This window comes from Ectopseudomonas toyotomiensis, from assembly GCF_900115695.1.
Lineage (GTDB): Bacteria > Pseudomonadota > Gammaproteobacteria > Pseudomonadales > Pseudomonadaceae > Aquipseudomonas > Aquipseudomonas toyotomiensis.
The window spans coordinates 107,822-134,298 of record NZ_FOXK01000004.1; the positions used below are offsets into that span (position 1 = coordinate 107,822).

Annotated in this window: 23 protein-coding genes; 7 read left to right on the forward strand and 16 right to left on the reverse strand. The window is 61.7% G+C overall.

Going from position 1 to position 26,477, the window contains the following annotated elements; all coding sequences use genetic code 11:
- Positions 1-27: 27 nt before the first annotated feature.
- From BM186_RS09290 to BM186_RS09340, 11 genes are all read right to left on the reverse strand, one after another.
- Positions 28-2,043, reverse strand: coding sequence for a PhoX family protein (locus tag BM186_RS09290; protein ID WP_074914866.1), 2,016 nt, complete (start codon positions 2,041-2,043; stop codon positions 28-30).
- 302 nt (positions 2,044-2,345) lie between these two features.
- Positions 2,346-3,941 (reverse strand): isocitrate lyase, encoded by a 1,596-nt coding sequence (locus BM186_RS09295; RefSeq protein WP_072424095.1) that lies wholly within the window; start codon positions 3,939-3,941, stop codon positions 2,346-2,348.
- Between the two features lie 559 nt (positions 3,942-4,500).
- The gene (locus BM186_RS09300; RefSeq protein WP_074914868.1) at positions 4,501-5,310 is read right to left on the reverse strand and encodes a secretin N-terminal domain-containing protein; all 810 of its coding nucleotides are present in this window, start codon (positions 5,308-5,310) and stop codon (positions 4,501-4,503) included.
- The gene (locus tag BM186_RS09305; RefSeq protein ID WP_074914870.1) at positions 5,307-5,948 is read right to left on the reverse strand and encodes a DUF7931 domain-containing protein; all 642 of its coding nucleotides are present in this window, start codon (positions 5,946-5,948) and stop codon (positions 5,307-5,309) included. Before BM186_RS09305 ends, BM186_RS09300 begins: the two co-directional genes overlap by 4 nt.
- 8 nt (positions 5,949-5,956) lie before the next feature.
- On the reverse strand, positions 5,957-6,382 hold the full coding sequence (locus tag BM186_RS09310; protein WP_036999437.1) for a GNAT family N-acetyltransferase: 426 nt from the start codon (positions 6,380-6,382) through the stop codon (positions 5,957-5,959).
- Entirely contained in the window at positions 6,375-7,541 is a 1,167-nt protein-coding gene (locus tag BM186_RS09315) for a ribosomal protein uL16 3-hydroxylase (RefSeq protein ID WP_074914872.1), read from the reverse strand. Before BM186_RS09315 ends, BM186_RS09310 begins: the two co-directional genes overlap by 8 nt.
- Before the next feature lie 78 nt (positions 7,542-7,619).
- Positions 7,620-8,990 carry an adenylosuccinate lyase gene (gene purB, locus BM186_RS09320; protein WP_074914873.1) on the reverse strand — a complete coding sequence of 457 codons (1,371 nt, stop codon included), beginning with the start codon at positions 8,988-8,990 and terminating at the stop codon, positions 7,620-7,622.
- 148 nt (positions 8,991-9,138) lie between these two features.
- Complete coding sequence (locus BM186_RS09325) at positions 9,139-10,002, reverse strand: DMT family transporter (RefSeq protein ID WP_074914875.1); 864 nt, start codon at positions 10,000-10,002, stop codon at positions 9,139-9,141.
- Positions 10,003-10,004: 2 nt separating this feature from the next.
- Positions 10,005-10,625 (reverse strand): high frequency lysogenization protein HflD, encoded by a 621-nt coding sequence (hflD, locus tag BM186_RS09330; protein ID WP_017677077.1) that lies wholly within the window; start codon positions 10,623-10,625, stop codon positions 10,005-10,007.
- A complete protein-coding gene (gene mnmA, locus BM186_RS09335; protein ID WP_059392143.1) occupies positions 10,622-11,734 on the reverse strand; it encodes a tRNA 2-thiouridine(34) synthase MnmA in 1,113 nt (370 codons plus the stop codon). Before mnmA ends, hflD begins: the two co-directional genes overlap by 4 nt.
- A gap of 88 nt (positions 11,735-11,822) precedes the next feature.
- Entirely contained in the window at positions 11,823-13,208 is a 1,386-nt protein-coding gene (locus BM186_RS09340; RefSeq protein WP_026088579.1) for an aminotransferase-like domain-containing protein, read from the reverse strand.
- A gap of 117 nt (positions 13,209-13,325) precedes the next feature.
- On the opposite strand from BM186_RS09340, the gene BM186_RS09345 reads away from it, so the two are divergent.
- From BM186_RS09345 to BM186_RS09360, 4 genes are all read left to right on the forward strand, one after another.
- Entirely contained in the window at positions 13,326-14,612 is a 1,287-nt protein-coding gene (locus tag BM186_RS09345; RefSeq protein WP_072424090.1) for a hydroxymethylglutaryl-CoA reductase, degradative, read from the forward strand.
- Positions 14,609-15,520, forward strand: coding sequence for a hydroxymethylglutaryl-CoA lyase (locus tag BM186_RS09350; RefSeq protein ID WP_074914877.1), 912 nt, complete (start codon positions 14,609-14,611; stop codon positions 15,518-15,520). Before BM186_RS09345 ends, BM186_RS09350 begins: the two co-directional genes overlap by 4 nt.
- Before the next feature lie 136 nt (positions 15,521-15,656).
- On the forward strand, positions 15,657-16,184 hold the full coding sequence (locus BM186_RS09355) for a hypothetical protein (RefSeq protein ID WP_052716904.1): 528 nt from the start codon (positions 15,657-15,659) through the stop codon (positions 16,182-16,184).
- The gene (locus BM186_RS09360) at positions 16,184-17,566 is read left to right on the forward strand and encodes a tripartite tricarboxylate transporter permease (protein WP_093052517.1); all 1,383 of its coding nucleotides are present in this window, start codon (positions 16,184-16,186) and stop codon (positions 17,564-17,566) included. The genes BM186_RS09355 and BM186_RS09360 overlap by 1 nt, the downstream gene beginning before the upstream one ends.
- 33 nt (positions 17,567-17,599) lie before the next feature.
- On the opposite strand, the gene BM186_RS09365 is transcribed toward BM186_RS09360, so the two are convergent.
- Both BM186_RS09365 and BM186_RS09370 read right to left on the reverse strand, forming a co-directional pair.
- Positions 17,600-18,037, reverse strand: a complete 438-nt coding sequence (locus tag BM186_RS09365; RefSeq protein ID WP_074914882.1) for an NUDIX hydrolase — start codon at positions 18,035-18,037, stop codon at positions 17,600-17,602.
- A 165-nt stretch (positions 18,038-18,202) separates the two neighbouring features.
- Positions 18,203-20,431, reverse strand: a complete 2,229-nt coding sequence (locus BM186_RS09370; protein ID WP_074914884.1) for an NADP-dependent isocitrate dehydrogenase — start codon at positions 20,429-20,431, stop codon at positions 18,203-18,205.
- 360 nt (positions 20,432-20,791) lie between these two features.
- Here BM186_RS09370 and icd point away from each other — a divergent pair, with 360 nt between their 5' ends.
- Positions 20,792-22,048 carry an NADP-dependent isocitrate dehydrogenase gene (gene icd, locus BM186_RS09375; RefSeq protein WP_017677068.1) on the forward strand — a complete coding sequence of 419 codons (1,257 nt, stop codon included), beginning with the start codon at positions 20,792-20,794 and terminating at the stop codon, positions 22,046-22,048.
- Positions 22,049-22,123: 75 nt separating this feature from the next.
- Here the strand turns inward: icd and cspD are convergent, their stop codons facing one another.
- The gene (cspD, locus tag BM186_RS09380; protein WP_072424088.1) at positions 22,124-22,393 is read right to left on the reverse strand and encodes a cold shock domain-containing protein CspD; all 270 of its coding nucleotides are present in this window, start codon (positions 22,391-22,393) and stop codon (positions 22,124-22,126) included.
- A gap of 231 nt (positions 22,394-22,624) precedes the next feature.
- Here cspD and clpS point away from each other — a divergent pair, with 231 nt between their 5' ends.
- Positions 22,625-22,987: an ATP-dependent Clp protease adapter ClpS gene (gene clpS / locus BM186_RS09385; protein WP_003460431.1), complete on the forward strand. Its 363-nt coding sequence runs from the start codon at positions 22,625-22,627 to the stop codon at positions 22,985-22,987.
- 29 nt (positions 22,988-23,016) lie between these two features.
- Positions 23,017-25,287: an ATP-dependent Clp protease ATP-binding subunit ClpA gene (gene clpA / locus BM186_RS09390; protein ID WP_074914886.1), complete on the forward strand. Its 2,271-nt coding sequence runs from the start codon at positions 23,017-23,019 to the stop codon at positions 25,285-25,287.
- 95 nt (positions 25,288-25,382) lie between these two features.
- On the opposite strand, the gene infA is transcribed toward clpA, so the two are convergent.
- Positions 25,383-25,601 carry a translation initiation factor IF-1 gene (infA, locus tag BM186_RS09395; protein WP_002553999.1) on the reverse strand — a complete coding sequence of 73 codons (219 nt, stop codon included), beginning with the start codon at positions 25,599-25,601 and terminating at the stop codon, positions 25,383-25,385.
- A 137-nt stretch (positions 25,602-25,738) separates the two neighbouring features.
- Positions 25,739-26,446: an arginyltransferase gene (locus BM186_RS09400; protein WP_074914888.1), complete on the reverse strand. Its 708-nt coding sequence runs from the start codon at positions 26,444-26,446 to the stop codon at positions 25,739-25,741.
- Positions 26,447-26,477 lie beyond the last annotated feature (31 nt).

The following is a 26,477-nucleotide window of genomic DNA, read 5'->3' on the forward strand; positions in this document are numbered from 1 at the left end:
TCGTGGGCGAGAGGGCAGGTGTTTGGATCAGAACAGCGGCTTGCCGTCTTCGCGCGTGACGATCACGGTGGCCGAGCGTGGGCGGCGGCCGGGGCCGTCCGGCCAGGTGCTGCGAAAATCCGTCGGAGTCGAGCCTTCACCCGGGTGCTGGATGTTGACGAACAGCGTGCGGAAGTCCGGTGTGGCGGTGATGCCGGTGACCTCGCAACCCACCGGGCCGACCAGAAAGCGCTTGACCTCACCGGTGGTGGGTTCGGCCACCAGCATCTGGTTGTTGCCGAACGGGCCGCTGGCGAGCTGGCTGCCGCTCATGTCGGTCTGGATCCACAGACGGCCTTCGTCGTCGAACCACAGGCCGTCCGGGCTGGCCAGGCGGTTGTCGGCGGTCAGCGGTCTGCCGTTGGGGTCGAGGCTGTCGTTCTCCGGCCCGGCCAGCAGGAACAGGCTCCAGACGAACTCGCGGCCAGCATAATCGCGGCTCTGCTCACGCCAGCGGATGATGTGGCCGTAGGCGTTGGCAGGGCGCGGGTTGGCCGCGTCTACGACGGTGCGCGAGCTGTTGTTGGTGAGGGTGAAGTAGACATCACCGTTGTTCGGGTTCACCGCGCCCCATTCCGGCCGATCCATCTTGGTGGCGCCGACGATGTCGGCAGCCAGGCGGGTGTTGATCAGTACCTCGCCCTGGTCGGCGAAGCTTACCCCGGCAGCCCTGCAGGCGGCCTGGAAGGCCTTGTCCTTGATGTCCAGGGCCAGCCAATCCCCCTTGCCGTTGGCCTTGAAGCGCGCCACGTAGAGGGTGCCCTCGTCGAGCAGACTGCCGTTGCTGCGACCCGGTACGTACCTGCTGCGGCTGACGAACTTGTAGATGTACTCGTTCTGCGAATCGTCGCCGGAATAGCAGACCACTGGACTGCCCGGTTTGACCGGGGCGAATACCAGGCCTTCGTGGGCGAAGCGGCCCAGTGCGGTGCGCTTGACCGGGGCCGATTCCGGTGCGAAGGGATCGATCTCGACGATCCAGCCGAAGTGGTTCGGCTCGTTGCGATAGTCGCCTGCAGCCTCAGCGGCCAGGCGGGTGGCGTTGAAGCGCTGGAACTCGTCGCCGGACAGGTGATCCCAACCGTAGCGGCTGGCGCTGCCGACACCGTAGCGGGTCATTTCACGCGGGCGCTCAGTATCGCCGCTGGCGAAATAACCAGCCCAGTTTTCCTCGCAGGTTAGGTAAGTGCCCCAGGGCGTGAAGCCGTTGGCGCAGTTGTTCAGCGTGCCGCGGGTGGCGGTGCCATCGGGGCTGTAGCGAGTCTGGAGCAGGGCGTGACCGCGTGCTGGGCCGCTGATCTGCATCGGTGTGGCGCCCGTGATGCGGCGGTTGCGGGCGCTGGGCAGCACCTCCCATTGGCCACGCACGCGGCGCACTTCTACTACCGAAACGCCGTGGGCGTTGATTTCCTTGCGCACTTCATCGGCGCTGCTGCGCTTGCCGCCGACCAGGGTGGGGCCATTGGGGTGCAGCAGCGGCGCGTCGATGTACTCGTGGTTGAGTACCAGCAGGCCGTGGTCGCTCTTGTGACCGCCGCCGCGCTGACCGTCGATGGGGAAGAAGTGCATGCCGTCATGGTGCATGCCGATCTGGTCAGCCTGATCGGCGGCACTGTTGCCGGCGTTGTCGAGGAATGCCGGGAAGCTGCCACGAATCGGCGTGCCCCAGGGGATGAAGGTGGTGGCTTTGTAGCCGGCTGGCACGGTGATGGTATCGGCACGGGTAACCGCCACCGGATTGAACGGCAGGCGCTTGCTGCGTTTCTTCAGGCGTTCCAGCAGCTCCTTGAGCTGGTCTTTGAGCGGGTTGTCCGCGGCCTCGGCACTGCCGGGCATGGCGACGCCGAGAAAGCCCATGACGCCGAGCGCAGCGCCGCTGGCGACCACCTGGCGGCGGCTCAGGCCGGCTTCGATCAGGTCATTGATATGAGGATTGCTGGAGGCGTTGCTGAGCGGTTCATCGCCATTGCCGAATAGCACGTTTTGCTCTTGTTCATTGCGCATGGAGGGCTCCTTGTCAGGCTGATCGACGGAGTCATGACGCTAACCAAGGAAAACGACGGAATAGTGACAGCGTCTGTGCGCCATTGCACAAAACTGCTCGGAGGTCTAACGACCATCCTCTGTTTGGCGCCGCTTCGTCGGGTGTCGCAAGGCTCTTGCAGAGCAGGCAGTACAGGTGTTTGTGCTGGCATTGGTACGCGGGACACACCCTGCGCCCAGGCATAAAAAAGCCCCGGCAAAGCCGGGGCGGATTAGGCAAACAGGCTGCTGCGGATGCGTGGTCCGCAGCAGAGGAACCGTTCTTAGTGGAACTGGTTCATGGTGTTGTCTTTGCCGCTCGCCTTCAGAGCGGCTTCGCCAGCGAAGTACTCCTTGTGGTTGTCGCCGATGTCGGAGCCAGCCATGTTCTGGTGCTTGACGCAGGCGATACCCTGACGCAGTTCCTGACGCTGCACGCCCTTCACGTAGGCCAGCATGCCCTGGTCGGCGAAGTAGCCCTTGGCCAGGTTGTCGGTGGACAGTGCGGCAGTGTGGTAGGTCGGCAGGGTGATCAGGTGGTGGAAGATGCCGGCGTGGGCCGAACCGTCGCGCTGGAAGGTACGGATCTTCTCGTCGGCAACCTGGGCCAGTTCGGTCTCGTCGTACTCGACGCTCATCAGCTTGGCGCGGTCGTAGGCGGAAACGTCCTTGCCTTCGGCAACCATGGCGTCGAACACCTGCTGACGGAAGTTCAGGGTCCAGTTGAAGGACGGGCTGTTGTTGTACACCAGTTTGGCGTTGGGGATGACTTCACGAATGCGGTCAACCATGGCCTTGATCTGGCCAACGTGCGGCTTCTCGGTCTCGATCCACAGCAGATCGGCGCCGTTCTGCAGGCTGGTGATGCAGTCCAGTACGCAGCGGTCTTCACCAGTGCCAGCACGGAACTGGAACAGGTTGGACGGCAGGCGCTTCGGACGCAGCAGCTTGCCGCCGCGGTTGATCACGACATCGCCGTTGCCCAGGTCGGCAGCAGACACTTCTTCGCAGTCCAGGAAGCTGTTGTACAGGTCGCCCAGGTCACCCGGCTCGTTGGTCACGGCGATCTGTTTGGTCAGACCGGCACCCAGAGAGTCGGTACGTGCAACGATCACACCGTTGTCGATGCCCAGCTCGAGGAAGGCGTAGCGAACGGCAGCGATCTTGGCGAGGAAGTCGGCGTGAGGAACGGTCACCTTACCGTCCTGGTGGCCGCACTGCTTCTCGTCGGAAACCTGGTTCTCGATCTGGATGCAGCAGGCGCCTGCTTCGATCATGCGCTTGGCCAGCAGGTAGGTGGCTTCCGGATTACCGAAACCAGCGTCGATGTCGGCGATGATCGGCACGATATGGGTTTCGTAGTTGTCGATCTGGTTCTGGATCTCGGCAGCCTTGGCCTGGTCGCCAGCTGCGCGAGCAGCGTCCAGGGCGGTGAACAGCAGATCCAGTTCGCGGCTGTCGGCCTGACGCAGGAAGGTGTACAGCTCTTCGATCAGGTCGGAGACGGCAGTCTTCTCGTGCATCGACTGGTCTGGCAGCGGGCCGAAGTCGGAGCGCAGAGCGGCAACCATCCAGCCGGACAGGTAGAGGTAGCGCTTGTTGGTGGTCTTCAGGTGCTTCTTGATCGAAATCAGCTTCTGCTGACCGATGAAGCCGTGCCAGCAACCCAGAGACTGGGTATAGACGGAGGAGTCGGCGTCGTACTCTTCCATGTCCTTGCGCATGATGTCAGCGGTGTACTGAGCGATTTCCAGACCGGTCTTGAAGCGGTTCTGAGCGCGCATACGGGCGACGGACTCGGGGTTGATAGCGCTCCAGCTGCTGCCGAACTTCTCTTTCAGAGCGGCTACAGCCTTGATGTCGTTTTGATATGCGGACATGGTCAATCCTTCAAAAAATGTGTTGGTTGAGCACCGACTACCCACGCAATGCGTGCACGGATGCAGCGGCTGCGGGAGGCTTCCACTTTGACGGCGAGAATACGGCTGGGGCGAGGATTGACCGCGAGGAGGGGAGATGTGGCGAACAGTTCGAGAGCATCGCGTGGGCCGGTTGGCTCGTGGAAACCTTGGGCACCTGCTGGGCTTTCGATCTGTCTGACGCTAAACGCTTCCCCGTCCCTCAGGACAACTTCGTTCCAGTCGCAACCTCGTCGTACGGCCTTGTGGGCTGTTGGGACACGGACCGCTGCGAAGTACTTCGCGGGCGGTCTGGAGATCCTTTTCAGGACCCCTGGCTAGCGGGAGCGAGGCCATCATGCCTCTGGGAAAATGCTTCGTCAAACGTTTTGTAGTGGTTTTTTAAAACTACTACATATTCAGTAGACGACTGGCTGGTCACGCTCGGCAGCCCATGGGGTGGGCGTTTCAGGCATTTCGCGGGTTGCGTGAGTTGTCCATCGTTCTTGCGAGGGAAAGGGATTCGACTTTGGTCGGGGTGTCAGTCGATCGCTTCGACCTTCAGGCGCAGCGACATGTCCTCGCGGCCCTGGGTGGTGTGTCGACGCAACACGTCACGGCCGCTGGAGCTGGTTTCCTCGCTGACGCCACCCAAGGTAATCCACTCGCCGAGTCGGCCGCTGACGCGGGTATCGGTGCTTTGCACATCGATCACGCCGGGACGGCTGTTGCTGACGCGATCGCGTTGGCTGCTGATGGCAACGTGGACCAGTTCGCCAGAGAGGCTGGCCGTTACGTAGAAGCCGCGGGTCACGTCGCGGTACTGAGTATCCTGGTAAATCTGGCCGTAAGGACCGGTACTGGTGGTGGTCAGCGGCACGCTCTGGCCGACCTGAATCAGCGCTGGATAACCTTCGGTGGCCTGTACCTGCTGGGTGCCGCCGCCACGGCTGTCGGTGCTGCGGCGGATGATGCGCACCTGGTCGCGACCGTTCACTTCGCCGCGGCCGACCTGTACTCCGGCATTGCCGGCACTGAGCGTGCCATCGACGCGATAGCCGCGGTCGTTCTGGTAATTGCTGTCGGCGCTCTCCACGGTGATCAGCAGGCGACGCGGGCGGGTGTCGAGTTGCTGCAACAACACGCGCACTTCACCGATCTTGGCCGGTGACGCATTGACGATCAGTTGGTTGCCATAGGCGCTGACCTTGCCCTCGTTGCCGAGCATTGACTGCACCACGTCGAGTACGTCATCGGCAGTGCGGTAATTCAGTGGGATTACCTCGGTGGCCGCTTGCAGCGGCAGGCACAGGCCGAGAAGCAGGGCGGCGAACAGCGTGCGCAGGGTCATAGCAGAAAGCTCCGCAGATCAGGGTCGGTGATGCTGGTATCCCAGGCCTGGTCGAACTGGGTTTGGCGTTGGCGCACGCGCGCCGGATCGTTGTACAGGGCGTAGCCGGATTGTTGATCGAGTTCAGGCCGCACGAACAGGCCTCTGTCATCGGCGATCAGGAAGGCCAGTTCCTCACTGGCGTAATCCGGATTGAGTTTGCGGATATGCAGGTTGGAGGACAGTCGGCGTGACAGGGCGAGCAGGCGATGACCTTCCTTCACGGCGCGGGTCGGGTCGCGCAGCAGGATGCGCAGGCGCGCCCGAGGACTACTCAGCAGGAATCGGGTGCAGGCCTGCTGCATGCTGCTGTGGTGATAGAGCCAGGGCTCCAGGTCGTCGCTGTACAGGCACAGGTTGCGCTGCGCCTGCTGGATCAGCGCCAGGATGTGGGCTCGAGCCTGTTGGGGCTGGCTGAAACGCTCCAGACGCTCGTGCTGGCCGAGTATGAACGGGGCCGGCTCCCATCGCGCCGCATCTGGCGTGATGGGCTCGGGGTTGTGCACGGTAAAACGCCCCGGCGACTCGAATTCGATGGCTGCCAGCTCGATGGCTTCTGGCGTATCGATCGGTTCGACCGGGTCGTCTTTGTCGTTCATTTCGGTCTCTACTGGCTGGTGCGCACCATATCCACGTGCGGTATGCCGGCGTCGAGGTACTCGTCGCTGACAATCCTGAAGCCTAGCCTTTCATAGAACGGCGTGGCGTGCACCTGAGCGGTGAGCATTTGCTGATGCAGGCCGCGTTTTTCCGCTTCGGCGATCACTGCCTGCATCAGTTTTTCGCCGACCTTGAGGCCGCGCCAGTCCTTGAGTACCGAAACGCGACCGATATGGCCATCGGGTAGCAGGCGTGCGGTACCCACCGGGTAATCACCTTCCTCGGCGAGAAAGTGCACGGCGTCGGTATCCTCGGCGTCCCATTCCAGCTCCGGCGGTACCGATTGCTCGGCGACGAATACGCTATCGCGGATGCGACGAAGCTCGGCATTGTCCCTATGCCAGTCCGCGACACGGACAGTGATCTCACTCATCGGCAAATCCCAGGCTGCCTTGCTTGACCAGTTCCCATAGCAGGGTACGCCCCTCGTCGTCGGCCAGCCAGGCGCCGAGGTTTTCCACATGTAACGCATCGGCGCTGCAGATCAGCTTCAACAGCTCGCGCTGGCGGGCGGAAACCAGGCGGCTCTGGCCGCTGGCGAACAGCACCAGGTCTTCGCCGACTTCCGACCAGGCCATGCGCGCGCTGGGGTTGCGGATGAGGATCGCGCCATCTTCCAGTGCGCCGAGGAAGTCCTCTTCCTCGATCTCGATGCCGGCAACCAGCTCGGGGTACTTGGGCTCGGTCATGAACTGGCCGAACCAGGTCATCAGCAGGCGTTCGTCACTCATGTGCTCATTGAGCAGGGCCTTGAGGCGCTCCAGGGCGTCGCGCTGAATCTGGTTGGGATCCTCGCTCGGCTGGATGTCGGCATCGCTGTAACGCTCTTCGTCGGGCAGGAACTGGCCGAGGAAGTCGGTGAAATGGGTCAGTACTTCGGCGGCGCTCGGCGCGCGGAAGCCCACGGAATAGGTCATGCAATCATCCTCAGCGGTGCCACAGTGGGCGAGGCATGGCGGCAGGTAGAGCATGTCGCCGGGTGCCAGCACCCATTCATCGGTTGGTTCGAATTGAGCCAGGATCTTCAGATCGGCGTGGGGGAGCAGCGGGCTGTCGGCATCGCACATCTGGCCAATTTGCCAGCGGCGATGGCCATGAGCCTGCAGCAGGAATACGTCGTAGTTGTCGAAATGCGGGCCGACGCCGCCACCGGGGGCGGCGAAGCTGATCATCAGGTCGTCGATGCGCCACTTGGGCAGGAACTTGAAGTCTTCCAGCAGTTCGGCCACTTCCGGAACGAACTGATCGACGGTCTGGACCAGCAGGGTCCAGTCGCGCTCGGGCAGATTCTGAAAGGTGTCTTCGTTGAACGGGCCGCGCTGCAGTTCCCAGGGGCGCTCGCCATGCTCGATCACCAGGCGCGACTCGACTTCTTCTTCCAGTGCCAGACCGGCCAGTTCGTCCGGGCTGATCGGGCTTTCGAAGTCGGTAATGGCCTGACGCACCAGTAGCGGTTTCTTCTGCCAGTAGTCGCGCAGGAATTCACGGGCTGTGAGGCCACCCAGCAATTGCAGCGGAGTATCAGGATTCATCAGTAAGCCCTTGAAATAGATAAAAACCTTAAAACAAAAACGCCCGGCTCAGCCGGGCGTCCTCGAGGCTGGTGTCGCTCAGATGCGCTTGGCCTGGGCCACGGCGTTGCCGATGTAGCGCGCCGGAGTCAGTTGCTTGAGCTCTTCCTTGGCGGCGGCCGGCATGTCCAGGCTGTCGATGAAGGCCAGCAGAGCCTCTGGGCTGATGCCCTTGCCGCGAGTCAGCTCCTTGAGCTTCTCGTACGGGTTCTCGATGGCGTAGCGGCGCATCACGGTCTGGATCGGCTCGGCGAGCACTTCCCAGCAGGCGTCCAGATCTTCAGCAATTTTCTGAGCGTTGAGCTCCAACTTGCTGATTCCCTTGAGGCTGGCCTCGTAGGCAATAACGCTGTGAGCGAAGCCGACACCCAGGTTGCGCAGCACGGTGGAGTCGGTCAGGTCGCGCTGCCAGCGGGAGATCGGCAGCTTGCTGGCCAGGTGCTGGAAGATCGCGTTGGCGATGCCCAGGTTGCCTTCGGAGTTCTCGAAGTCGATCGGGTTGACCTTGTGCGGCATGGTCGAGGAGCCGATCTCACCGGCGATGGTCTTCTGCTTGAAGTAGCCGAGGGAGATGTAGCCCCAGACGTCACGGTCGAAGTCGATCAGGATGGTGTTGAAGCGGGCGATGGCGTCGAACAGCTCGGCGATGTAGTCGTGCGGCTCGATCTGGGTGGTGTAGGGGTTGAAGGTCAGGCCCAGGTCACCTTCGATGAACTGACGCGCGTTGGCTTCCCAGTCGATGCTCGGGTAGGCCGACAGGTGCGCGTTGTAGTTGCCCACGGCGCCGTTGATCTTGCCCAGCAGCGGTACAGCGGCGACCTGAGTGATCTGGCGCTCCAGGCGGTAGACGACGTTGGCCAGTTCCTTGCCCAGGGTGGTCGGCGAGGCCGGCTGGCCGTGGGTACGCGACAGCATCGGCACATCGGCGAACTTCACCGCCAGTTCGCGAATGGCGCCTGCCAGTTGCTTCATCAGCGGCAGCAGCACGTTGTCACGGCCTTCGCGCAGCATCAGGGCGTGGGACAGGTTGTTGATGTCCTCGCTGGTGCAGGCGAAGTGGATGAACTCGCTGACCTTGTCCAGCTCCGGCAGCTTGGCGGCCTGCTCCTTGAGCAGGTACTCCACGGCCTTGACGTCGTGGTTGGTGGTGCGCTCGATTTCCTTGACGCGCTCGGCGTGCTCGACAGCGAAGTTCTCCGCCAGCTCGTTAAGCAGGGCGTTGGCTTCGGCGGAGAAGGGCGCGACTTCCGGGATGCCTTGGTGGGCAGCCAGGCGCTGCAGCCAGCGCACTTCGACCAGTACGCGGCTACGGATCAGGCCGTATTCGCTGAAGATGGGGCGCAGGGCGCTGGTTTTGCCGGCGTAGCGGCCGTCGACGGGGGAAACCGCGGTGAGCGAGGAAAGCTGCATGTAGGCGTTCTCGGGCTGTCGGGCTGAAAAGCCATCCTGGGTCACTGCGCATCGTGCTGGCTTCGATGAAGCGGGCGCTAGCTCAGGTGCCGGGACGACCTCTGACGAAAAGGGCACACATCATACATGAAAACCAGCGCTTGGCCGCCTATGCCCTGCGTCTTGCGACCGATAACAGACTGGCGGCGAAGATCAATGCTGCACCGAGCAGCGAAAGCGTGTCTGGCGTCTCGCCCCAGAGCAGCCAGGCAATGATGCCGGCGAAGACGATGGCCAGATAAGCCACCGGGCCGATCAGCCCGGGCGGTGCCAGGCCGTAGGCACGTGACATGATCACTTGGCTGGCGGTGGCCAGCAGGCCGATGCCCAGCAGCCAGCTCAGTTGCGTGGAGTCGAGCGGTTGCCAGCTCCAGGTCAACGGAATGGCGGAGAACAGTGCACTGAACAGCGAGAAATAGAAGACGATGCGCGTGGCCGGTTCGCTGTCGCTCATTTCGCGGATGGAGACGAAGGCGAAGGCGGCCAGCAGGCTGGCGGCCAGGCCAAACAGCGCGGGCCCCTCGAACAGGGCGGCGCTGGGCTTGGCCACCAGCAGTACCCCGCACAGGCCGATCAGGCTGCTGATCAGCATACGCCGCGTCAGCGGCTCCTTGAGCCAGATATGTGCGATCAGCGGGGTAAACACCGGCGCCGAATAGGTGAACAGCATGGCGTCGGCCAGTGGCAGGTGGGCGATGGCGTAGAAGAAGCAGTACATCGCCGCCAGGCCGTAGGTGGTGCGCCACAGATGGGATTTCAGCCGTGTCGTGCGCAGAGGACGAACACCGCGTACCAGCAGCAGCGGCAGAAAGAACAGCACGCCGACCAGATTGCGGAAGAACACCACCGACTCGTTGTTGACGCTGGCGGATATCTCGCGAATGCCGACCCCGGTAAAGGCGAACAGCAGCGCCGAGAGCGCCAGCAGCAGGGCACCCTGAAGGGGTTTTACGCTGCGGCTGGCGGGCTCCATGGTCAGCTTCGCGTCAGTTCGTAGAGTTCTTTGAGCAGCTTGCTGCGGCTGAACACCAACTGCCAGCGGTGGCCGCCGAGCTGACGCCAGAGGCGCGCCGAGCGGATGCCGGCAAGCAGCAGGGCGCGGATTTTTGCCGCGTTGTTCGGCTGCTGCAGGAAGCGCATGTCGCCGTGCACCTGAATGCGCTGGCGGAAGGTGCTGATGGTGTCCTGGTACAGGCCGCCGCAGGCGGCGATGACGTTGTCATGGACCAGGCCGAAATGCTCGACCTGTTGCTGGATCTGATCCAGCCGGCTGCCCATCACCTGCAGCATGTCGCTGCGCTTGTCCAGTTGCCGCTCCAGGCCGATCATCGCCAGCGCATAGCGCAGCGGCTCGCGCTGCAGAGCGGATGGATTACGTTCCAGCGAGCTGATCAGGGCGCGGTAACCGTCACGCAGGTTGAGGTCGTCGCCGCCGTATACGTCCAGCGTGCTTTTCGGATCGCGCACCAGCAGGCTGCCCAGCATGCAGCCCATAGAGGCTTCGCTGACCTGGCCGGTGCGGGCGATCTTGTCGGCCAGTACGGCGGCTTCGAATACGGCGCCGAGGGCAACCAGTTGCTCCTGCAGCGGGCTCATCGGGCGTCCTCGTACCAGGCTTCTGCGGTTTCGATCACGCCGCCGCCGAGGCACACCTCACCGTCATAGAACACCACGGACTGACCCGGGGTGACGGCGCGCTGCGGCTCGTCGAACACGGCGCGATAGCCGTTCTCGGTCTTCTCCAGGGTGCAGTGCTGATCGCTCTGGCGGTAGCGCACCTTGGCCGTGAGGCGGAGCGGCGTGCTCAGGTCCACGGGGTTGACCCAGTAGATGTCCGAGGCGAGCAGGGCGCGGGAGAACAGCCAGGGGTGTTCGTTGCCTTGGCCGACGATCAGCACGTTGCGCGTCAGGTCCTTGCGCAGCACGTACCAGGGATCGTCGCCGGCGTCCTTGAGACCGCCGATACCGAGGCCCTGGCGCTGACCGATGGTGTGGTACATCAGGCCGTGGTGGCGGCCGATGACCTGGCCGTCAGTGGTTTCGATGTCACCCGGCTGCGCCGGCAGGTACTGCTTGAGGAAGTCGCTGAAGCGGCGCTCGCCGATGAAGCAGATACCGGTGGAGTCCTTCTTCTTCGCCGTGGCCAGCTCGTACTTCTCGGCAATGGCGCGCACCTGCGGCTTTTCCAGTTCACCGACCGGGAACAGGGTCCTGGCGATCTGCTCGCCGCCGACGGCATGCAGGAAGTAGCTCTGGTCCTTGTTCGGGTCCAGACCCTTGAGCAGCTCGGTACGGCCATCGATATCACGGCGACGCACGTAGTGGCCGGTGGCGATCAGGTCGGCGCCGAGGCTCAGGGCGTAGTCGAGGAAGGCTTTGAACTTGATCTCGCGGTTACACAGGATATCCGGGTTCGGCGTCCGTCCGGCCTTGTATTCGGCCAGGAAGTGCTCGAACACGTTGTCCCAGTATTCTGCGGCGAAGTTGGCGGTGTGCAGCTTGATGCCGATGCGATCGCATACGGCCTGGGCGTCGGCCAGGTCGTCCATGGCGGTGCAGTACTCGGTGCCGTCGTCTTCGTCCCAGTTCTTCATGAACAGGCCTTCGACCTGGTAACCCTGCTCCATCAACAGCAGGGCGGAAACGGACGAGTCGACGCCGCCGGACATGCCGACGATCACGCGTTGGGTGCTAGGTGCTTGCATGGGAATCTGCGAGTGAAGCCTGAAAAGTTGCCGAGTCTACCAGAAAGCCTGCGCCCGTTCAGTGCGCAGGCGAGAGCGACTGTCGTTCTTATCCTGCTAGCCCCAGGTGCATGAGGCTGCGGCGAAAGGCCGGATCGTCCAGGTAGGCGACATTGAGCCGCGTCCAGGCCACGGGCATCTGCCGATCGACCGCGAAGATCGAGCCCGGCGCAAGCATCACGCCCTGGCTCAGGCATTGGCGGGTGAGGGTATTGGCATCATCTGCCCCAGGAAAACGAGCCCACAGATAGAGGCTCTGTTCGGGCCGGCAGAACACCTCGGCGCCCAAACCGTCGAGTACCGCCAGACCGCGTTGCGTGGCAGCGCGCAAGCGTTCCTGAAGGCGCGACAGGTGGCGCAGGAAGTGCCCTTCGGCGAGGATCACGTCGATGGTGCGCTCACTGTACTCGGCGCCGCTGTTGTGCAGCAGCATCTTCAGGTCGGCCAGTTCCTCGATGCGTTTCTTGCTGCCGGCGATGAAGCCGACGCGCAAGGCGGCGGAAATCGATTTGGAGAAACTGCCCAGGTACAGGGTGCGCTCGGACTGGTCCAGGGCCGTCAGCTTTATCGCCGAGCTGGGTTTGAAGTCGGCCATGGCGTCGTTCTCCACCAGCAGCAGGTCATGCGCTTCTGCAAGCTGCAGCAACTGGTGCGCCTTGGCTGGGGACAGATCGGAGCCGGTCGGGTTGTGGCCCACGGATTGGAGGAAGAACAGTTTGGGGCGGTGCTTCTTCAGCTGGCGTTCCAGCGTATCCAGGTCCGGGCCATCAGCCTCTCGCGCAATGCCGAGCATGCGCGCCCCTTGTAGTTGCAGCTTGCCGAACAAGGGATAGTAGCCAGGGTCCTCGACCAGTACCGTGTCGCCGGGGGCCACGTAGCGACGGATGATCAGGTCCATTGCATGGTTGGCGCCCAGGGTGGTCACCAGTTGTCGTGGTGACACGGCAATCTGGTAGTCCGCCAGCTTCTGCACCAGGCGTTGGCGCAGGTCGGGATTGCCCAGCCGTGTTCCGTAGCGAAACAGGGTCGAGACGCCACCGCGCACCACTTGCCGGTGGAATTTGTCCAGGCGCATGTCCATCAGCCATTCAATCGGCGGAAATCCTTCACCCAGGTGTGAATGGCCTGGGTCGCGCACGAACTGCTGGCGCATCATCCAGATGGTGTCCAGCGCCCGGGTGTAAGGCTCTGGTTCGTCATCCTCCTTGCGCGCTTTGAGGTTCTTGCAGACGAAGAACCCCTTGCCATGCCGGGCTTCTACCAGCCCTTGCGATGCCAGGTGTTCGTAAGCGGTGATTACGGTGTTCTTGGCGTACCCATGCAGGCGCATGTACTCGCGTAACGAGGGCAGTTTGTTGCCCTCTTGCAGGGCGCCTTCGGCTATCTGCCTGGCAATGGCGTCGGCCACTCTTTGCGCAAGGGTTTGTCTGGGCATGGCGAAAAGGTCGTGGGTACATGGGTGAAGTGTCTGGGCAAACTGTACCTTTTTTCATGGATACAGTGCGGATAGTGTTTCGCAACCAAGAACAAACGACTCCAAGAGAGCTCCCCGATGTCCATCGACTCCCGCCTGCCCAATTTCCGCAATCTGTCGCCCTCGAAACGACTCGACTACGTTCAGCAACTGATCGGTCTGTCTGCCGAGGACTCGGCCCTTCTCCGCGATGCCGGTGCACTGCCGATTGAAATCGCCGACGGCATGATCGAGAACGTGATCGGCACGTTCGAGTTGCCCTACGCACTGGCGAGCAACTTCCGCATCAACGGCAGGGATGTAGTGATTCCATTGGTGGTGGAGGAGCCTTCGGTGGTTGCCGCGGCTTCGTTCATGGCCAAGCTGGCGCGGCCGACTGGTGGTTTTCAGACCTCCAGCAGTGCGCCCCTGATGCGTGCTCAGGTACAGATCATTGGCGTCAGCGACCCCTACAATGCGCGGCTCAGCCTGCTGCGCAGCAAGGACGAGATCATCGCTCTGGCCAACAGCAAGGACCAGCTGCTGAACAGCCTGGGTGGCGGTTGTCGCGATATCGAGGTGCACACCTTCATCGATAGCCCGCGCGGGCCGATGCTGGTGGCTCACCTGATCGTCGACGTGCGCGATGCCATGGGCGCCAATACGGTCAATACCATGGCAGAGGCGGTGGCGCCGCTGATGGAGCAGCTCACCGGCGGCAAGGTGCGTTTGCGCATTCTCTCCAACCTCGCCGATCTGCGTCTGGCCCGCGCCCAGGTGCGTATCGCGCCGGAGCAGCTGGATACGCCGGCGTACAAGGGGGCCGAGGTCATCGAAGGGGTGATCGATGCCTATACCTTTGCGGCGATCGATCCCTACCGAGCGGCGACCCACAACAAGGGCATCATGAATGGCATCGATCCCCTGGTGGTGGCCACTGGCAACGATTGGCGAGCGGTGGAGGCCGGTGCTCATGCCTATGCCTGCCGCAATGGTCACTATGGTTCCCTGACCACCTGGGAGAAGGACAGCCAAGGTCATCTGGTCGGAACCATTGAAATGCCCATGCCGCTGGGGCTGGTGGGCGGCGCCACCAAGACTCATCCCCTGGCGCAGTTGTCGCTGCGCATTCTGGGCGTCAAGAGTGCCCAGGAGCTGGGCGAAATTGCGGTCGCCGTGGGGTTGGCGCAGAACCTCGGGGCTCTGCGCGCCCTGGCCACCGAAGGCATTCAGCGCGGTCACATGGCCCTGCATGCGCGCAATGTCGCGCTGTCGGCCGGTGCCCGTGGCGATGAGGTGGACTGGCTGGTCAAGCGAATGGTCGAGGCGCGAGATGTGCGCGCCGACCGCGCGGAGGTTCTGCTGCGCGAAAAGCGTGGTCAATGACCATGGATGCGGTAAGGCTGGTAGAGGTCGGCGCACGCGACGGCCTGCAGAACGAGACCCAGACGCTGCCGGTGGCGATACGCGTGGAACTGATCGAGCGCCTGGTCGCAGCCGGGTTGCGAACCCTGGAGGCCGGGGCGTTTGTCTCGCCGCGCTGGGTTCCGCAGATGGCCGACTCCGATCAGGTGCTGCGACGGCTTCGGCAGCACCCGGGGGTGACCTACACGGCGCTGGTGCCCAATCTCCAGGGGCTGGATGCCGCGCTGGCGGCGGGCTGCAGGGAGGTCGCGGTTTTCGCGTCCGCATCCGAGTTGTTCTCGCAGCGGAACATCAACTGCTCCATCGATGAAAGCCTGCAGCGCTTCCAGCCTGTGCTTGCCAAGGCAGCAGAGCAGGGCATGGCGGTACGTGGCTACGTGTCCTGCGTGCTTGGTTGTCCGTTCGGCGATGAAGTGCCGGTGGCTGATGTGGTTCGAGTAGCCCGTGAGCTATATGCCATGGGCTGCTATGAAATCAGCCTGGGTGACACCATTGGCAGAGGTACGCCGGGGCGGGTCAGGTCGCTCATCGAGGCGTGCGCCAGCGAGGTGCCGATCACGGCCCTGGCCGGGCACTTCCACGACACCTATGGCATGGCAGTGGCCAACGTTCAGGCGGCTCTGGACGCTGGCGTGCGTGTGTTCGACAGCTCGATTTCCGGACTTGGCGGGTGTCCATATTCACCAGGTGCCACGGGTAACGTGGCAACCGAAGAACTGGTCTACCTGTTCCATGAGCAGGGGCTGGCGACCGGTGTTGATCTTCCGGCGCTGCTCGAAGCGGGAGCCTTTATCGATGCCGCGCTGGGCAAGGCCTCGGCCTCGAGAGTGGCCACGGCTCTGCGCAGCAAGGCAGCCCGTCCGCGATGACGGCGCCGGAGGGCTGGTGATGACAGGCAGGTTGTGTCACGCCCAGTATCCCGACGCCCCATGAACGACGACCTGGCGGTCGTCCATCCAAGCGCTTCCTCAATAACAACAAGAGCCCGTGAGGGCGAGGGACATCATGACTCAAGAACTTGCCAGGCCGGCCGCAACGCCGTCCGACGTCACGCGCGATACCAACAACCTCTATGAGGTGTGGGGCGACACCGTGGATTCCAGGCATCTCGTGCTGGCCATTCTGATCAGTGCAGTCGTCAGTCTAGGTACCTATGCACTGGCGTTAGGGATTCTTGCCGACATTCTGGATTCGGCGCAGATGGCCAAGGCCTACGCCATGCTGTTCGGAATTCTGGGCTGCCTGGGTGGCGGTACGATCAGCGCCTTCCTGTTCAAACCCAAGCGCGATGTGGTCGAGCATGTGGCGGACCCCGCGTTTCGTGAGCAAGTGGTCAACGACCTGCTCAAGGAGTACGGCAGCCTTGGTCGCCTTGAGGAGACGTCGCCCGAGGTGATCGCCGAGCTGCGCGATCTGGGGCTCTACGAGCTATTTCGCGACGCCCAGCGGCGAGAGGAGGGAGCGCGTGAGTCTGCCGCTGACACCGAGGTGGATGAGCATGCATCCCTGCAGCCAAGTGGAGGACGTTCGTGATGGAGGGGTTGCTCTACGAAATCCTGATGGCTCTGGCACTGGGTTTGTTCGGCGCGGTGTTGTTCTCCGCTATCGGTCTGGTTTCGGGAACCGATGAAACCACCACTCTGGCACCTTTGACCATGCTGGTCGTGATGCTGGGTGCGCCGCCAGCCGGTATCCTCACCTTCTTTCTGGCCGGGGCGGTCGCCAAGCATATGACTCACGCCGTACCCACCGCGCTGTTGGGGATTCCCGGCGACACCATGGCGACTGCGCTGATCGGGGACGCCAACTACTTGCGCCGACTCGGCGTGCCCCACGTGGCCTTGCGCAAGATGATCACCGGCGGCGCGATGGCCGCGCTGATCGCAGTGCCGTTATCGGTGCTGTTCGCGGTGTTGCTGGCGCCATTCGGCGATGTGATCAAGCAGTTCGCTCCCTGGGTTTTCCTCTGTGCGGCCTTTGCCATCGCTTATTTCTCGGCCGGTCGCTGGGCCTCGGTGCTGGCGCTGCTGCCATTCGTGCTGGTCATCGTTGCCTTGCAGGCGTTGACGGCTCAGCACGACGTCAAACTCGCCGTCAGCTATTTCCTCGGTATCGCAGTCGCGCCGCTGATCGCCTCGCTGTTCTCGCTGCTGGCGCCGGGCGAGCGCGAGAAGATGCGTCGCGATGGCTTTCGCGTCTTTTCCCTGGCGCCGGACATGAAGGGCTGGAAAGGCTACTTTCCCAATCCGTTTCGAGTGATCAACAAGCGTCAGAGACACATGACCGCGATGGCTGCCAGTGTCACCAGTGCCACCTTCGTCTTCAGCCCCGTGGCCATGACCGTGATCATGGGCGAGGTGATCGGTGCCCGCATCAAACAGGCATACGAGCGGCTGACCACGGTGATCACTGCGCGTAATGGCGTAACTGAATCGACGTACATCGCGGAAGCGCTGATTCCCCTGATCGCCTTCGGCCTGCCGCTAAGCCCGGTAGCTGCCGGGCCGGCTGCGCCGCTGTTCAATGCACCGCCGCGTTTTACTGTCGACAGCGCGACAGGTGAGGTCAACAACCTGCACAACCTGCTGAACTACTGGGAGTTCTTCGGTTACGGCATGTTGGCGGTGTTTGTCGCCATCCTGATCGCTTATCCATTTTCCATGAGCTTCGCCCACCGGGCGGCATCCTTCGTGTTCCGCAAGATCAGTCACGAGGCGGTGATCTCCACCTTCATCGGTCTGGCACTGGTCGTGGGTATCTGGGAGGGTGGCCTGCTCGGAGTGCTGGTGGTGGTCACCATCGGCTTGATTGGTGGCCTCCTCGGGCGCTTCCTGGGGTTCAACATCGGCGTGCAGTTCATGGGTTACTACACGGCGGTATTGAGCGTGCCGGCTATGTTGGCCGTGTTGAGGTAAGCGACAACCTTGGGTGCAGCGGTGCGCCTGGCGTTAGCGCAGCAGTTCCAGTGGTCCGCTGATGCCAGCCAGGTAGTCATCCACGCACTGCAGTACCAGCTCGCTGCGCCAGCGCTCGGGCTGGGTGGCCAGTTCGTCGCGGGTCAGCCAGGTGATGCCGCTGATGTCGCTATCCAGTTCGCGCTCTGGGTTGTGACGCACCGGGCGTGCGCTGAAGCAGACGCGCTGATAGGTCACGCCATTACTTGGTGCGGTATAGAGGTAGATGCCGAGCAGGGCAGTGAGCTCGACGTCCCAGCCGGTTTCCTCGAGCGTCTCGCGTAGTGCGGCTTCGCGTAGTGATTCATTGGCTTCCAGGTGCCCGGCCGGCTGGTTGAGTACCAGGCGGCCGGCCTTGAACTCTTCGACGAAGAGGAAACGGCCATCATCTTCGATCACCGTGGCCACGGTGATATGGGGTTGCCACTCCATTTTCGGTGCTCCAAAAAAAACGATCAGCGTGCAGGATTCTGTAGGAGCGAGCTCTGCTCGCGAAAAATGGCTTCGCGAGCAGAGCTCGCTCCTACGGCGATTGTTCGCGCCTATAAATAAAGAACCCCGGCACAAGACCGGGGTTCTTTTGACACTCAAGCCCTATCAGGCATTCAGTGCAGCCAGAGCGGCATTGAAGGTAGCGCTGGGGCGCATCACCTTGCTGGTCAGCTCAGGGTTGGAGCGGTAGTAGCCACCGATTTCGACCGGTTTGCCTTGTACGGCAGCCAGTTCGCCGACGATGGTCGCTTCCTGCTCGGTCAGTTGCTTGGCCAGCGGGGCGAAGTGAGCCTTCAGCTCGGCATCATCGTTCTGCTCGGCCAGGGCTTGCGCCCAGTACAGTGCCAGGTAGAAGTGGCTGCCGCGGTTGTCGATCTCGCCGACCTTGCGCGCCGGGGACTTGTTGTTGTCCAGCAGCTTGCCGGTGGCCTGATCCAGGGTCTTGCCCAGTACCTTGGCCTTGGCGTTGTTGGTCTTGATGCCGGTTTCCTCAAGCGACACGGCCAGGGCCAGAAACTCGCCCAGGGAATCCCAGCGCAGGTAGTTCTCTTCGACCAGCTGTTGTACGTGCTTGGGTGCCGAGCCGCCGGCGCCGGTTTCGTACATGCCGCCGCCAGCCATCAGCGGCACGATGGACAGCATCTTGGCCGAGGTACCCAGCTCCATGATCGGGAACAGGTCGGTCAGGTAGTCGCGCAGTACGTTGCCGGTCACCGAGATGGTGTCCTGGCCACGGATCATGCGCTCCATGGATACGCGGATGGCTTCGTTGTAGCCCATCATGCGGATGTCCAGGCCGGTCAGGTCGTAATCCTTGAGGTACAGCTCGACCTTCTTCTGCAGTTCGCGGTCGTGGGCGCGCTCCGGGTCCAGCCAGAAGATGGCAGGGGTGTTGGACTGACGGGCACGGGTAACGGCCAGCTTGACCCAGTCGCGAATCGGCGCGTCCTTGGTCTGGCAGGCGCGCCAGATGTCGCCGGCTTCGACCTGGTGCTGCATCAGCACGGTGCCGTCGGCGGCGACGACGCGCATGGTGCCGTCGGCGGTCATTTCGAAGGTCTTGTCGTGAGAGCCGTACTCTTCGGCTTTCTGCGCCATCAGGCCGACGTTCGGCACGGTGCCCATGGTGGTCGGGTCGAAGGCGCCGTTGGTTTTGCAGAAGTTGATCATTTCCTGATAGATGCGAGCGTAGGTGCTCTCAGGCATGACGGCCTTGGTGTCTTTCTGCTTGCCGTCCTTGCCCCACATCTGACCGGAATTGCGGATCATTGCCGGCATCGAGGCGTCGACGATCACGTCGCTCGGAATGTGCAGGTTGGTAATGCCCTTGACCGAGTCGACCATGGCCATTTCCGGGCGGTGGGCATAAACCTCGTGGATGTCGTGGAGGATTTCTTCCTGCTGCGAGGCTGGCAGCGACTTGATCTTGTCGTAGACGCTGCTGATACCGTTGTTCGGGTTGACGCCCAGTTCCTTGAACAGTTCGCCGTACTTGTCGAACACATCCTTGTAGTAAACGCTGACGGCGTGGCCGAAGACGATCGGGTGGGAGACCTTCATCATGGTCGCCTTGACGTGCAGGGACCACATCACGCCGGTTTCCTTGCAGTCTTGCAGGGTCTTCTCGAAGAAGTCACGCAGCTTGCGGCAGCTCATGAACATGCTATCGAACACTTCGCCTTCCTGCAGGGCGAGTTGTTTCTTGACCTCGACCTTGCCGTCCTTGCCAACGAACTCGATGCGCACGTCACCGGCCTTGGCCATGGTGATCGATTGCTCGCTGGAGAAGAAGTCGCCGCCGCGCATGTAGTCGGCGTGGGACTGCGAAGCCATGCTCCACTTGCCCATGCTGTGCGGGTGCTTGCGTGCATAGGCCTTGACCGCGGCCGGGGCGCGGCGGTCGGAGTTGCCTTCGCGCAGAACCGGGTTCACGGCGCTGCCCAGGATTTTGGCGTAGCGGCCGCGAACTTCTTTGTCTTCGTCGCTCTGCGGATCTTCCGGGAAGTCCGGAATGTTGTAGCCCTGAGCCTGCAGCTCGGCGATGGCTGCCTTGAGCTGAGGTACGGAGGCGCTGATGTTCGGCAGTTTGATGATGTTGGCGTCCGGCTGCAGGGTGAGCTCGGCCAGTTTGGCCAGGTCGTCATCGATGCGCTTGTCGGCGTCCAGGCGGTCGGCAAAGCTTGCCAGGATCCGTCCAGCAAGAGAGATGTCGCGGGTTTCAACGGAGATGTCAGCCGAGGCGGCAAAGGCTTCTACAATTGGCAGAAGCGAATAGGTAGCGAGGGCCGGAGCTTCGTCGGTGAAGGTGTAGATGATCTTCGAAGGGGTGGACATTTAGGGTTAACTCTCTTCTTTGCTGAGCGCGCATAGAAACTCGACCTGCGCGGGTAGGCGCTTGAGCCCCATGATGGCGGGGCCGGGTCGAGGACTCGCCGCGGTGATGTTGGATGCACCCGTAGAGTGTCGAGCATTTCGAGCCGGCAGACAGTGGTGGCCGTTTACCGGGTTCAAGAGGTTGCTGTCTGGTTCCAGACAGGTCGCCCCTTATGACTCGTTAGTCACCTAAGCAGTATACCACTGCGACACCTCGCCACAGAATGCCCAGTTGCATAAGACCTTTGCACATGTGTCTCCGTGAGCGGTTTGCGCTACTCTCGGGGATGCACACTGTCTAACCACAAGATGGAGTCCAGCATGGGATACCAAAAGATCCAGGTGCCAGCCAGCGGTGACAAAATCACCGTCAACGCCGATATGTCGCTGAACGTTCCGAACAACCCGATCATTCCGTTCATCGAGGGTGACGGTATCGGTGTCGATATTTCTCCGGTGATGATCAAGGTCGTCGACGCTGCTGTCGAAAAAGCCTATGGCGGCGCCCGCAAGATCTCCTGGATGGAAGTTTATGCCGGCGAGAAGGCCACCCAGGTTTACGATCAGGACACCTGGCTGCCGAAAGAAACCCTCGAAGCGGTACGTGATTACGTGGTTTCGATCAAAGGCCCGCTGACCACGCCTGTTGGTGGTGGCATCCGCTCATTGAACGTGGCCTTGCGTCAGGAGCTTGATCTCTATGTCTGCCTGCGCCCGGTACGCTGGTTCGAGGGCGTGCCCAGTCCGGTGAAGAAACCGGGCGACGTGGACATGGTGATCTTCCGCGAGAACTCTGAAGACATCTATGCCGGCGTGGAGTGGAAGGCTGGCAGCCCCGAGGCCGAAAAGGTCATCAAGTTCCTCACCGAGGAAATGGGCGTCAAGAAGATTCGCTTCACCGATATGTGCGGTATCGGCATCAAGCCGGTTTCCGAGGCCGGCACCAAGCGCCTGGTGCGCAAGGCGCTGCAGTACGCCGTGGACAACGACCGTAGCTCGGTAACCCTGGTGCACAAGGGCAACATCATGAAGTTCACCGAGGGAGCCTTCAAGGAGTGGGGTTACGAGATCGCCCGCGAGGAATTCGGCGCCGAGCTGCTTGACGGCGGTCCGTGGATGCAGTTCAAGAACCCGCGTACCGGCAAGAATATCGTGGTCAAGGACGTGATTGCCGACGCCATGCTGCAGCAGATCCTGCTGCGTCCGGCCGAATATGACGTGATCGCTACCCTAAACCTCAATGGCGACTATCTGTCCGATGCCCTGGCGGCCGAAGTCGGCGGCATTGGCATCGCGCCCGGTGCCAACCTGTCCGATTCGGTGGCCATGTTCGAGGCGACTCATGGCACGGCGCCCAAATATGCCGGTCAGGACAAGGTCAACCCGGGCTCTGTCATTCTCTCCGCCGAGATGATGCTGCGTCACATGGGCTGGGCCGAGGCTGCCGATCTGATCATCAAGGGCACCAACGGCGCCATCGCCGCCAAGACCGTGACCTACGATTTCGAGCGTCTGATGGAGGGAGCGAAACTGATGTCCTGCTCCGAATTTGGCGATGCGATGATCAGCCACATGTAATCGGTAGACCGATTCAGAGCGTGAAAAAAAGGCCGGTCATATGACCGGCCTTTTCGTGGCGATTTGCCAGAGTACTCAGACTTCGACAGTGCTCGCGATATTTTGCGCCTGGGGTACTGCCACGGGGGCGTCCTGGTTGGCGGTAACCGCGCTGATATTGATGGCATGCAGTCCTTTGGGGCCTTGCACGATCTCGAAGCGGACCGGCTGGCCGGCCTTGAGTGTCTTGTAACCGTCCATCTGGATGGCCGAGTAGTGGGCGAACAGGTCCTCATCTCGGCCGTCGGCCAGGATGAATCCATAGCCTTTGGCGTTGTTGAACCACTTGACCTTACCGCTGAGCATGCTGATATCCCTCTGCAAAGGACTCCATCTCTGGAGTATCATCCACTTCGACTCCACGCGATAACCGACCAGGCTGGGCGAAGGCGTGGAATCCCTGATACCCACCAGTGGGTATTCATTTGTTGTAACACCCTTTTGCCGTTAGTCAAGGCTATACGGCGGATGGCTGAGAACTCAGTCAAACTCCCTCTAGCATCCCCGTTCGTCCGGCCCTGAACCTCTGATTTCAGCATGCATGCAAGTAGCCAGATTCGACTAACATTCAATCAGGATCACCCGGCAGAGCATGAGGATGACTCCTCTGGTATTGCTGTTCAGGAATCCAAGCCAGCATTGCAGGCACCACCGATGTACAAGGTGGTCTTATTCAATGACGACTACACCCCGATGGATTTCGTCGTCGAAGTGCTCGAAACGTTTTTCGGCATGAACCGGGAGCTGGCGACCAAGATCATGCTGGCCGTCCATACAGAAGGGCGTGCGGTATGTGGTGTCTACACCCGCGATATTGCGGAGACCAAGGCAATGCAGGTCAACCAATACGCGCGAGAGAGCCAGCATCCGCTACTCTGTGAAATAGAGAAGGACGGTTAACGCCGGCCACTTGGGTATGAGGTGAAGCTATGTTGAATCGAGAGCTCGAAGTCACCCTCAATCTGGCTTTCAAGGAGGCCCGTGCCAAGCGTCATGAATTCATGACGGTCGAGCACCTGCTGCTCGCCTTGCTGGATAACGAGGCAGCCGCCAGTGTGCTGCGGGCCTGTGGGGCCAACCTCGACAAGCTGCGCCACGATCTGCAGGAGTTCATCGACTCCACCACGCCACTGATTCCTCAGCACGATGAAGATCGCGAAACCCAGCCGACTCTGGGCTTCCAGCGCGTTCTGCAGCGTGCTGTCTTCCATGTGCAGAGCTCCGGCAAGCGTGAAGTGACCGGCGCCAATGTCTTGGTCGCGATCTTCAGCGAGCAGGAAAGCCAGGCCGTGTTCCTGCTCAAGCAGCAGAGCGTGGCCCGCATCGATGTGGTCAACTACATCGCCCATGGCATCTCCAAGGTGCCGGGGCATGGCGATCAGCACGAAAATGATCAGGACATGCAGGATGATGAGGGCGGCGAGTCCTCAGCTTCCGGTAATCCGCTGGATGCCTACGCCAGCAACCTCAACGAACTGGCGCGCCAGGGACGTATCGATCCACTGGTCGGTCGCGAGCATGAAGTCGAGCGCGTTGCGCAGATTCTCGCGCGTCGGCGCAAGAACAACCCGCTGCTGGTAGGCGAGGCCGGTGTCGGCAAGACAGCCATCGCCGAAGGCCTGGCCAAGCGTATCGTCGACGAGCAGGTGCCTGATCTGCTGGCCGACAGTGTGGTCTATTCCCTGGATCTCGGTGCACTGCTGGCCGGCACCAAGTACCGCGGCGACTTCGAGAAGCGCTTCAAAGCGCTGCTCAATGAGCTGCGCAAGCGCCCGCACGCCATCCTCTTCATCGACGAGATTCACACCATCATCGGTGCTGGCGCGGCATCGGGCGGGGTCATGGATGCCTCCAACCTGCTCAAGCCAATGCTGTCCTCGGGTGAAATCCGCTGCATCGGTTCCACCACCTTCCAGGAATTCCGCGGTATCTTCGAGAAAGACCGCGCGCTGGCGCGACGCTTCCAGAAGGTCGACGTGGTCGAGCCTTCGGTAGAGGACACCGTCGGCATTCTCAAGGGGCTCAAGGCGCGCTTCGAGCAGCATCATCACATCGAATACAGTGATGAAGCCCTACGTGCAGCGGCTGAATTGGCTGCGCGCTACATCAATGATCGACACATGCCGGACAAGGCTATCGACGTGATCGACGAGGCCGGCGCCTACCAGCGTCTGCAGCCGGAAGACAAGCGCGTGGCGCGTATCGAGGTGGCTCAGGTCGAGGATATCGTCGCCAAGATCGCGCGGATTCCGCCGAAGCACGTGTCCAGTTCCGACAAGGAGCTGCTGCGTAATCTGGAGCGCGACCTCAAACTCACCGTATTCGGCCAGGACGCTGCCATCGACTCGCTGGCAACCGCGATCAAGCTGTCGCGTGCCGGCCTCAAGGCGCCGGACAAGCCGGTCGGTTCCTTCCTGTTCGCTGGCCCTACCGGCGTGGGCAAGACCGAGGCCGCACGGCAGTTGGCCAAGGCCATGGGTATCGAGCTGGTGCGTTTCGACATGTCCGAGTACATGGAGCGTCACACCGTGTCGCGCCTGATTGGTGCGCCGCCCGGTTACGTTGGTTTCGACCAGGGTGGCTTGCTGACCGAGGCGATCACCAAGCAGCCGCACTGCGTGCTGTTGCTCGATGAAATCGAGAAGGCGCATCCGGAAGTCTTCAACCTGCTGCTGCAGGTGATGGATCACGGTACGCTGACTGACAACAACGGGCGCAAGGCGGATTTCCGCAACGTGATCCTGATCATGACCACCAACGCCGGTGCGGAAACCGCTTCGCGTGCGTCGATCGGTTTCACCCAGCAGGATCATTCCACCGATGCCATGGAAGTGATCAAGAAGAGCTTCACGCCGGAGTTCCGCAACCGTCTGGACACCATCATCCAGTTCGGTCGCCTGAGTCACGAGACGATCAAGAGTATCGTCGACAAGTTCCTCACCGAACTGCAGGCGCAGCTGGAGGACAAGCGCGTCACGCTGGAGGTCAGCGATGCAGCGCGCAGCTGGCTGGCCGAGCGCGGTTACGATGTGATGATGGGTGCGCGGCCGATGGCGCGTTTGATCCAGGACAAGATCAAGCGTCCGCTGGCGGAGGAAATCCTCTTCGGCGAGCTGGCCGAGCATGGCGGCGTAGTACACATCGACATCAAGGATGGCGAGCCCAGCTTCGAGTTCGAGACGGCGGCAGAGGTCGCCTGATCGAATGGTCTCAGGTGCACTGAAAGCCCTGGTGGCTTTCAGTGAGCAAACGAAAACGCCCGGCATATGCCGGGCGTTTTCGTTTGGTGCTTGGCTTAACGGGCGCGGTAGGTGATGCGGCCCTTGCTCAAGTCATAAGGCGTCAGCTCAACGCGCACCTTGTCACCAGTGAGAATGCGGATGTAGTTCTTGCGCATCTTGCCGGAGATGTGCGCGGTAACGACGTGCCCGTTTTCCAACTCCACGCGAAACATGGTGTTGGGCAGGGTGTCGACGACAGTGCCTTCCATTTCGAAGCTGTCTTCTTTCGACATGCAGTAAAGCCCTCGGTATCCAGGAAATGGCCCGGTGCAACTGGCGCCAGGCAAAAGCGGCGTGCATTGTGCCCGAAAACAGTGGGCTGCGCCAAGTGGCTTGGAGTGTCGAACTGACTGGGGTGGTGGCTGAGAGGCTAGGTAAGCAGTGTCCAGCGCTGATTAACGAACAGTTCGATGGGGCGGTACTGGGTCTTGTAGTTCATCTTCCGACAATTCTTGATCCAGTAGCCGAGGTAGACGGCCTTCAGCCCCAGGCGCTCGGCCTCGCCGATTTGCCAGAGGATGGCGAATCGCCCCAGGCTGCGGCGTTCTTCGGTGGGGTCGTAGAAGGTATAAACCGCCGACAGACCGTTTGGCAGAACGTCAGTGACTGCGATGGCAACCAATCTGCCCTGCAGGCGAAACTCATAGAAGCGTGAGAACGGCAGGTCGCGAATCAGAAAGGTCGAGAACTGGTCGCGGCTCGGTGGATACATGTCACCATCAGCGTGGCGCTGCTCGATATAGCCCACGTAGAGATCGTAATATTCTTCAGTGAATGCCGGGCGCACGCAGCGAACGACGATATCTTCATTGCGTTTGAGGATGCGCCGCTGCTGGCGGTTAGGCGTGAAACGCGCAGCAGGAATGCGTGCAGGAATGCAGGCGGTGCACTGCTGGCAATGCGGTCGGTAGAGGTGGTCGCCGCTGCGGCGAAAGCCCATTTCCGAAAGTTCTGCATAAACCAGCACATCCATGGGCTGGCTGGGGTCGAGAAACAGGGTGGTGGCCTGTTCTTCCGGCAGATAGCTGCATGGATGGGGTTGAGTGGCATAGAACTTCAGGCGGGCCAGCTCGGTCATGGCGGTGTCTCTGGGAAGCCTGATAAAGAGT

Coding starts and splice junctions, on each gene's coding strand:
- BM186_RS09315 (WP_074914872.1), bottom strand. CDS start 7,541: ATGAATCCTGATACTCCGCTGCAATTGCTGGGTGGCCTCACAGCCCGT.
- mnmA (WP_059392143.1), bottom strand. CDS start 11,734: ATGCAAGCACCTAGCACCCAACGCGTGATCGTCGGCATGTCCGGCGGC.
- BM186_RS09290 (WP_074914866.1), bottom strand. CDS start 2,043: ATGCGCAATGAACAAGAGCAAAACGTGCTATTCGGCAATGGCGATGAA.
- BM186_RS09370 (WP_074914884.1), bottom strand. CDS start 20,431: ATGTCCACCCCTTCGAAGATCATCTACACCTTCACCGACGAAGCTCCG.
- BM186_RS09345 (WP_072424090.1), top strand. CDS start 13,326: ATGTCCATCGACTCCCGCCTGCCCAATTTCCGCAATCTGTCGCCCTCG.
- clpS (WP_003460431.1), top strand. CDS start 22,625: ATGCATGCAAGTAGCCAGATTCGACTAACATTCAATCAGGATCACCCG.
- infA (WP_002553999.1), bottom strand. CDS start 25,601: ATGTCGAAAGAAGACAGCTTCGAAATGGAAGGCACTGTCGTCGACACC.
- BM186_RS09305 (WP_074914870.1), bottom strand. CDS start 5,948: ATGAACGACAAAGACGACCCGGTCGAACCGATCGATACGCCAGAAGCC.
- hflD (WP_017677077.1), bottom strand. CDS start 10,625: ATGAGCCCGCTGCAGGAGCAACTGGTTGCCCTCGGCGCCGTATTCGAA.
- BM186_RS09360 (WP_093052517.1), top strand. CDS start 16,184: ATGGAGGGGTTGCTCTACGAAATCCTGATGGCTCTGGCACTGGGTTTG.
- BM186_RS09355 (WP_052716904.1), top strand. CDS start 15,657: ATGACTCAAGAACTTGCCAGGCCGGCCGCAACGCCGTCCGACGTCACG.
- purB (WP_074914873.1), bottom strand. CDS start 8,990: ATGCAGCTTTCCTCGCTCACCGCGGTTTCCCCCGTCGACGGCCGCTAC.
- BM186_RS09400 (WP_074914888.1), bottom strand. CDS start 26,446: ATGACCGAGCTGGCCCGCCTGAAGTTCTATGCCACTCAACCCCATCCA.
- BM186_RS09340 (WP_026088579.1), bottom strand. CDS start 13,208: ATGCCCAGACAAACCCTTGCGCAAAGAGTGGCCGACGCCATTGCCAGG.
- BM186_RS09365 (WP_074914882.1), bottom strand. CDS start 18,037: ATGGAGTGGCAACCCCATATCACCGTGGCCACGGTGATCGAAGATGAT.
- BM186_RS09350 (WP_074914877.1), top strand. CDS start 14,609: ATGACCATGGATGCGGTAAGGCTGGTAGAGGTCGGCGCACGCGACGGC.
- cspD (WP_072424088.1), bottom strand. CDS start 22,393: ATGCTCAGCGGTAAGGTCAAGTGGTTCAACAACGCCAAAGGCTATGGA.
- icd (WP_017677068.1), top strand. CDS start 20,792: ATGGGATACCAAAAGATCCAGGTGCCAGCCAGCGGTGACAAAATCACC.
- BM186_RS09295 (WP_072424095.1), bottom strand. CDS start 3,941: ATGTCCGCATATCAAAACGACATCAAGGCTGTAGCCGCTCTGAAAGAG.
- BM186_RS09310 (WP_036999437.1), bottom strand. CDS start 6,382: ATGAGTGAGATCACTGTCCGTGTCGCGGACTGGCATAGGGACAATGCC.
- BM186_RS09300 (WP_074914868.1), bottom strand. CDS start 5,310: ATGACCCTGCGCACGCTGTTCGCCGCCCTGCTTCTCGGCCTGTGCCTG.
- BM186_RS09325 (WP_074914875.1), bottom strand. CDS start 10,002: ATGGAGCCCGCCAGCCGCAGCGTAAAACCCCTTCAGGGTGCCCTGCTG.
- clpA (WP_074914886.1), top strand. CDS start 23,017: ATGTTGAATCGAGAGCTCGAAGTCACCCTCAATCTGGCTTTCAAGGAG.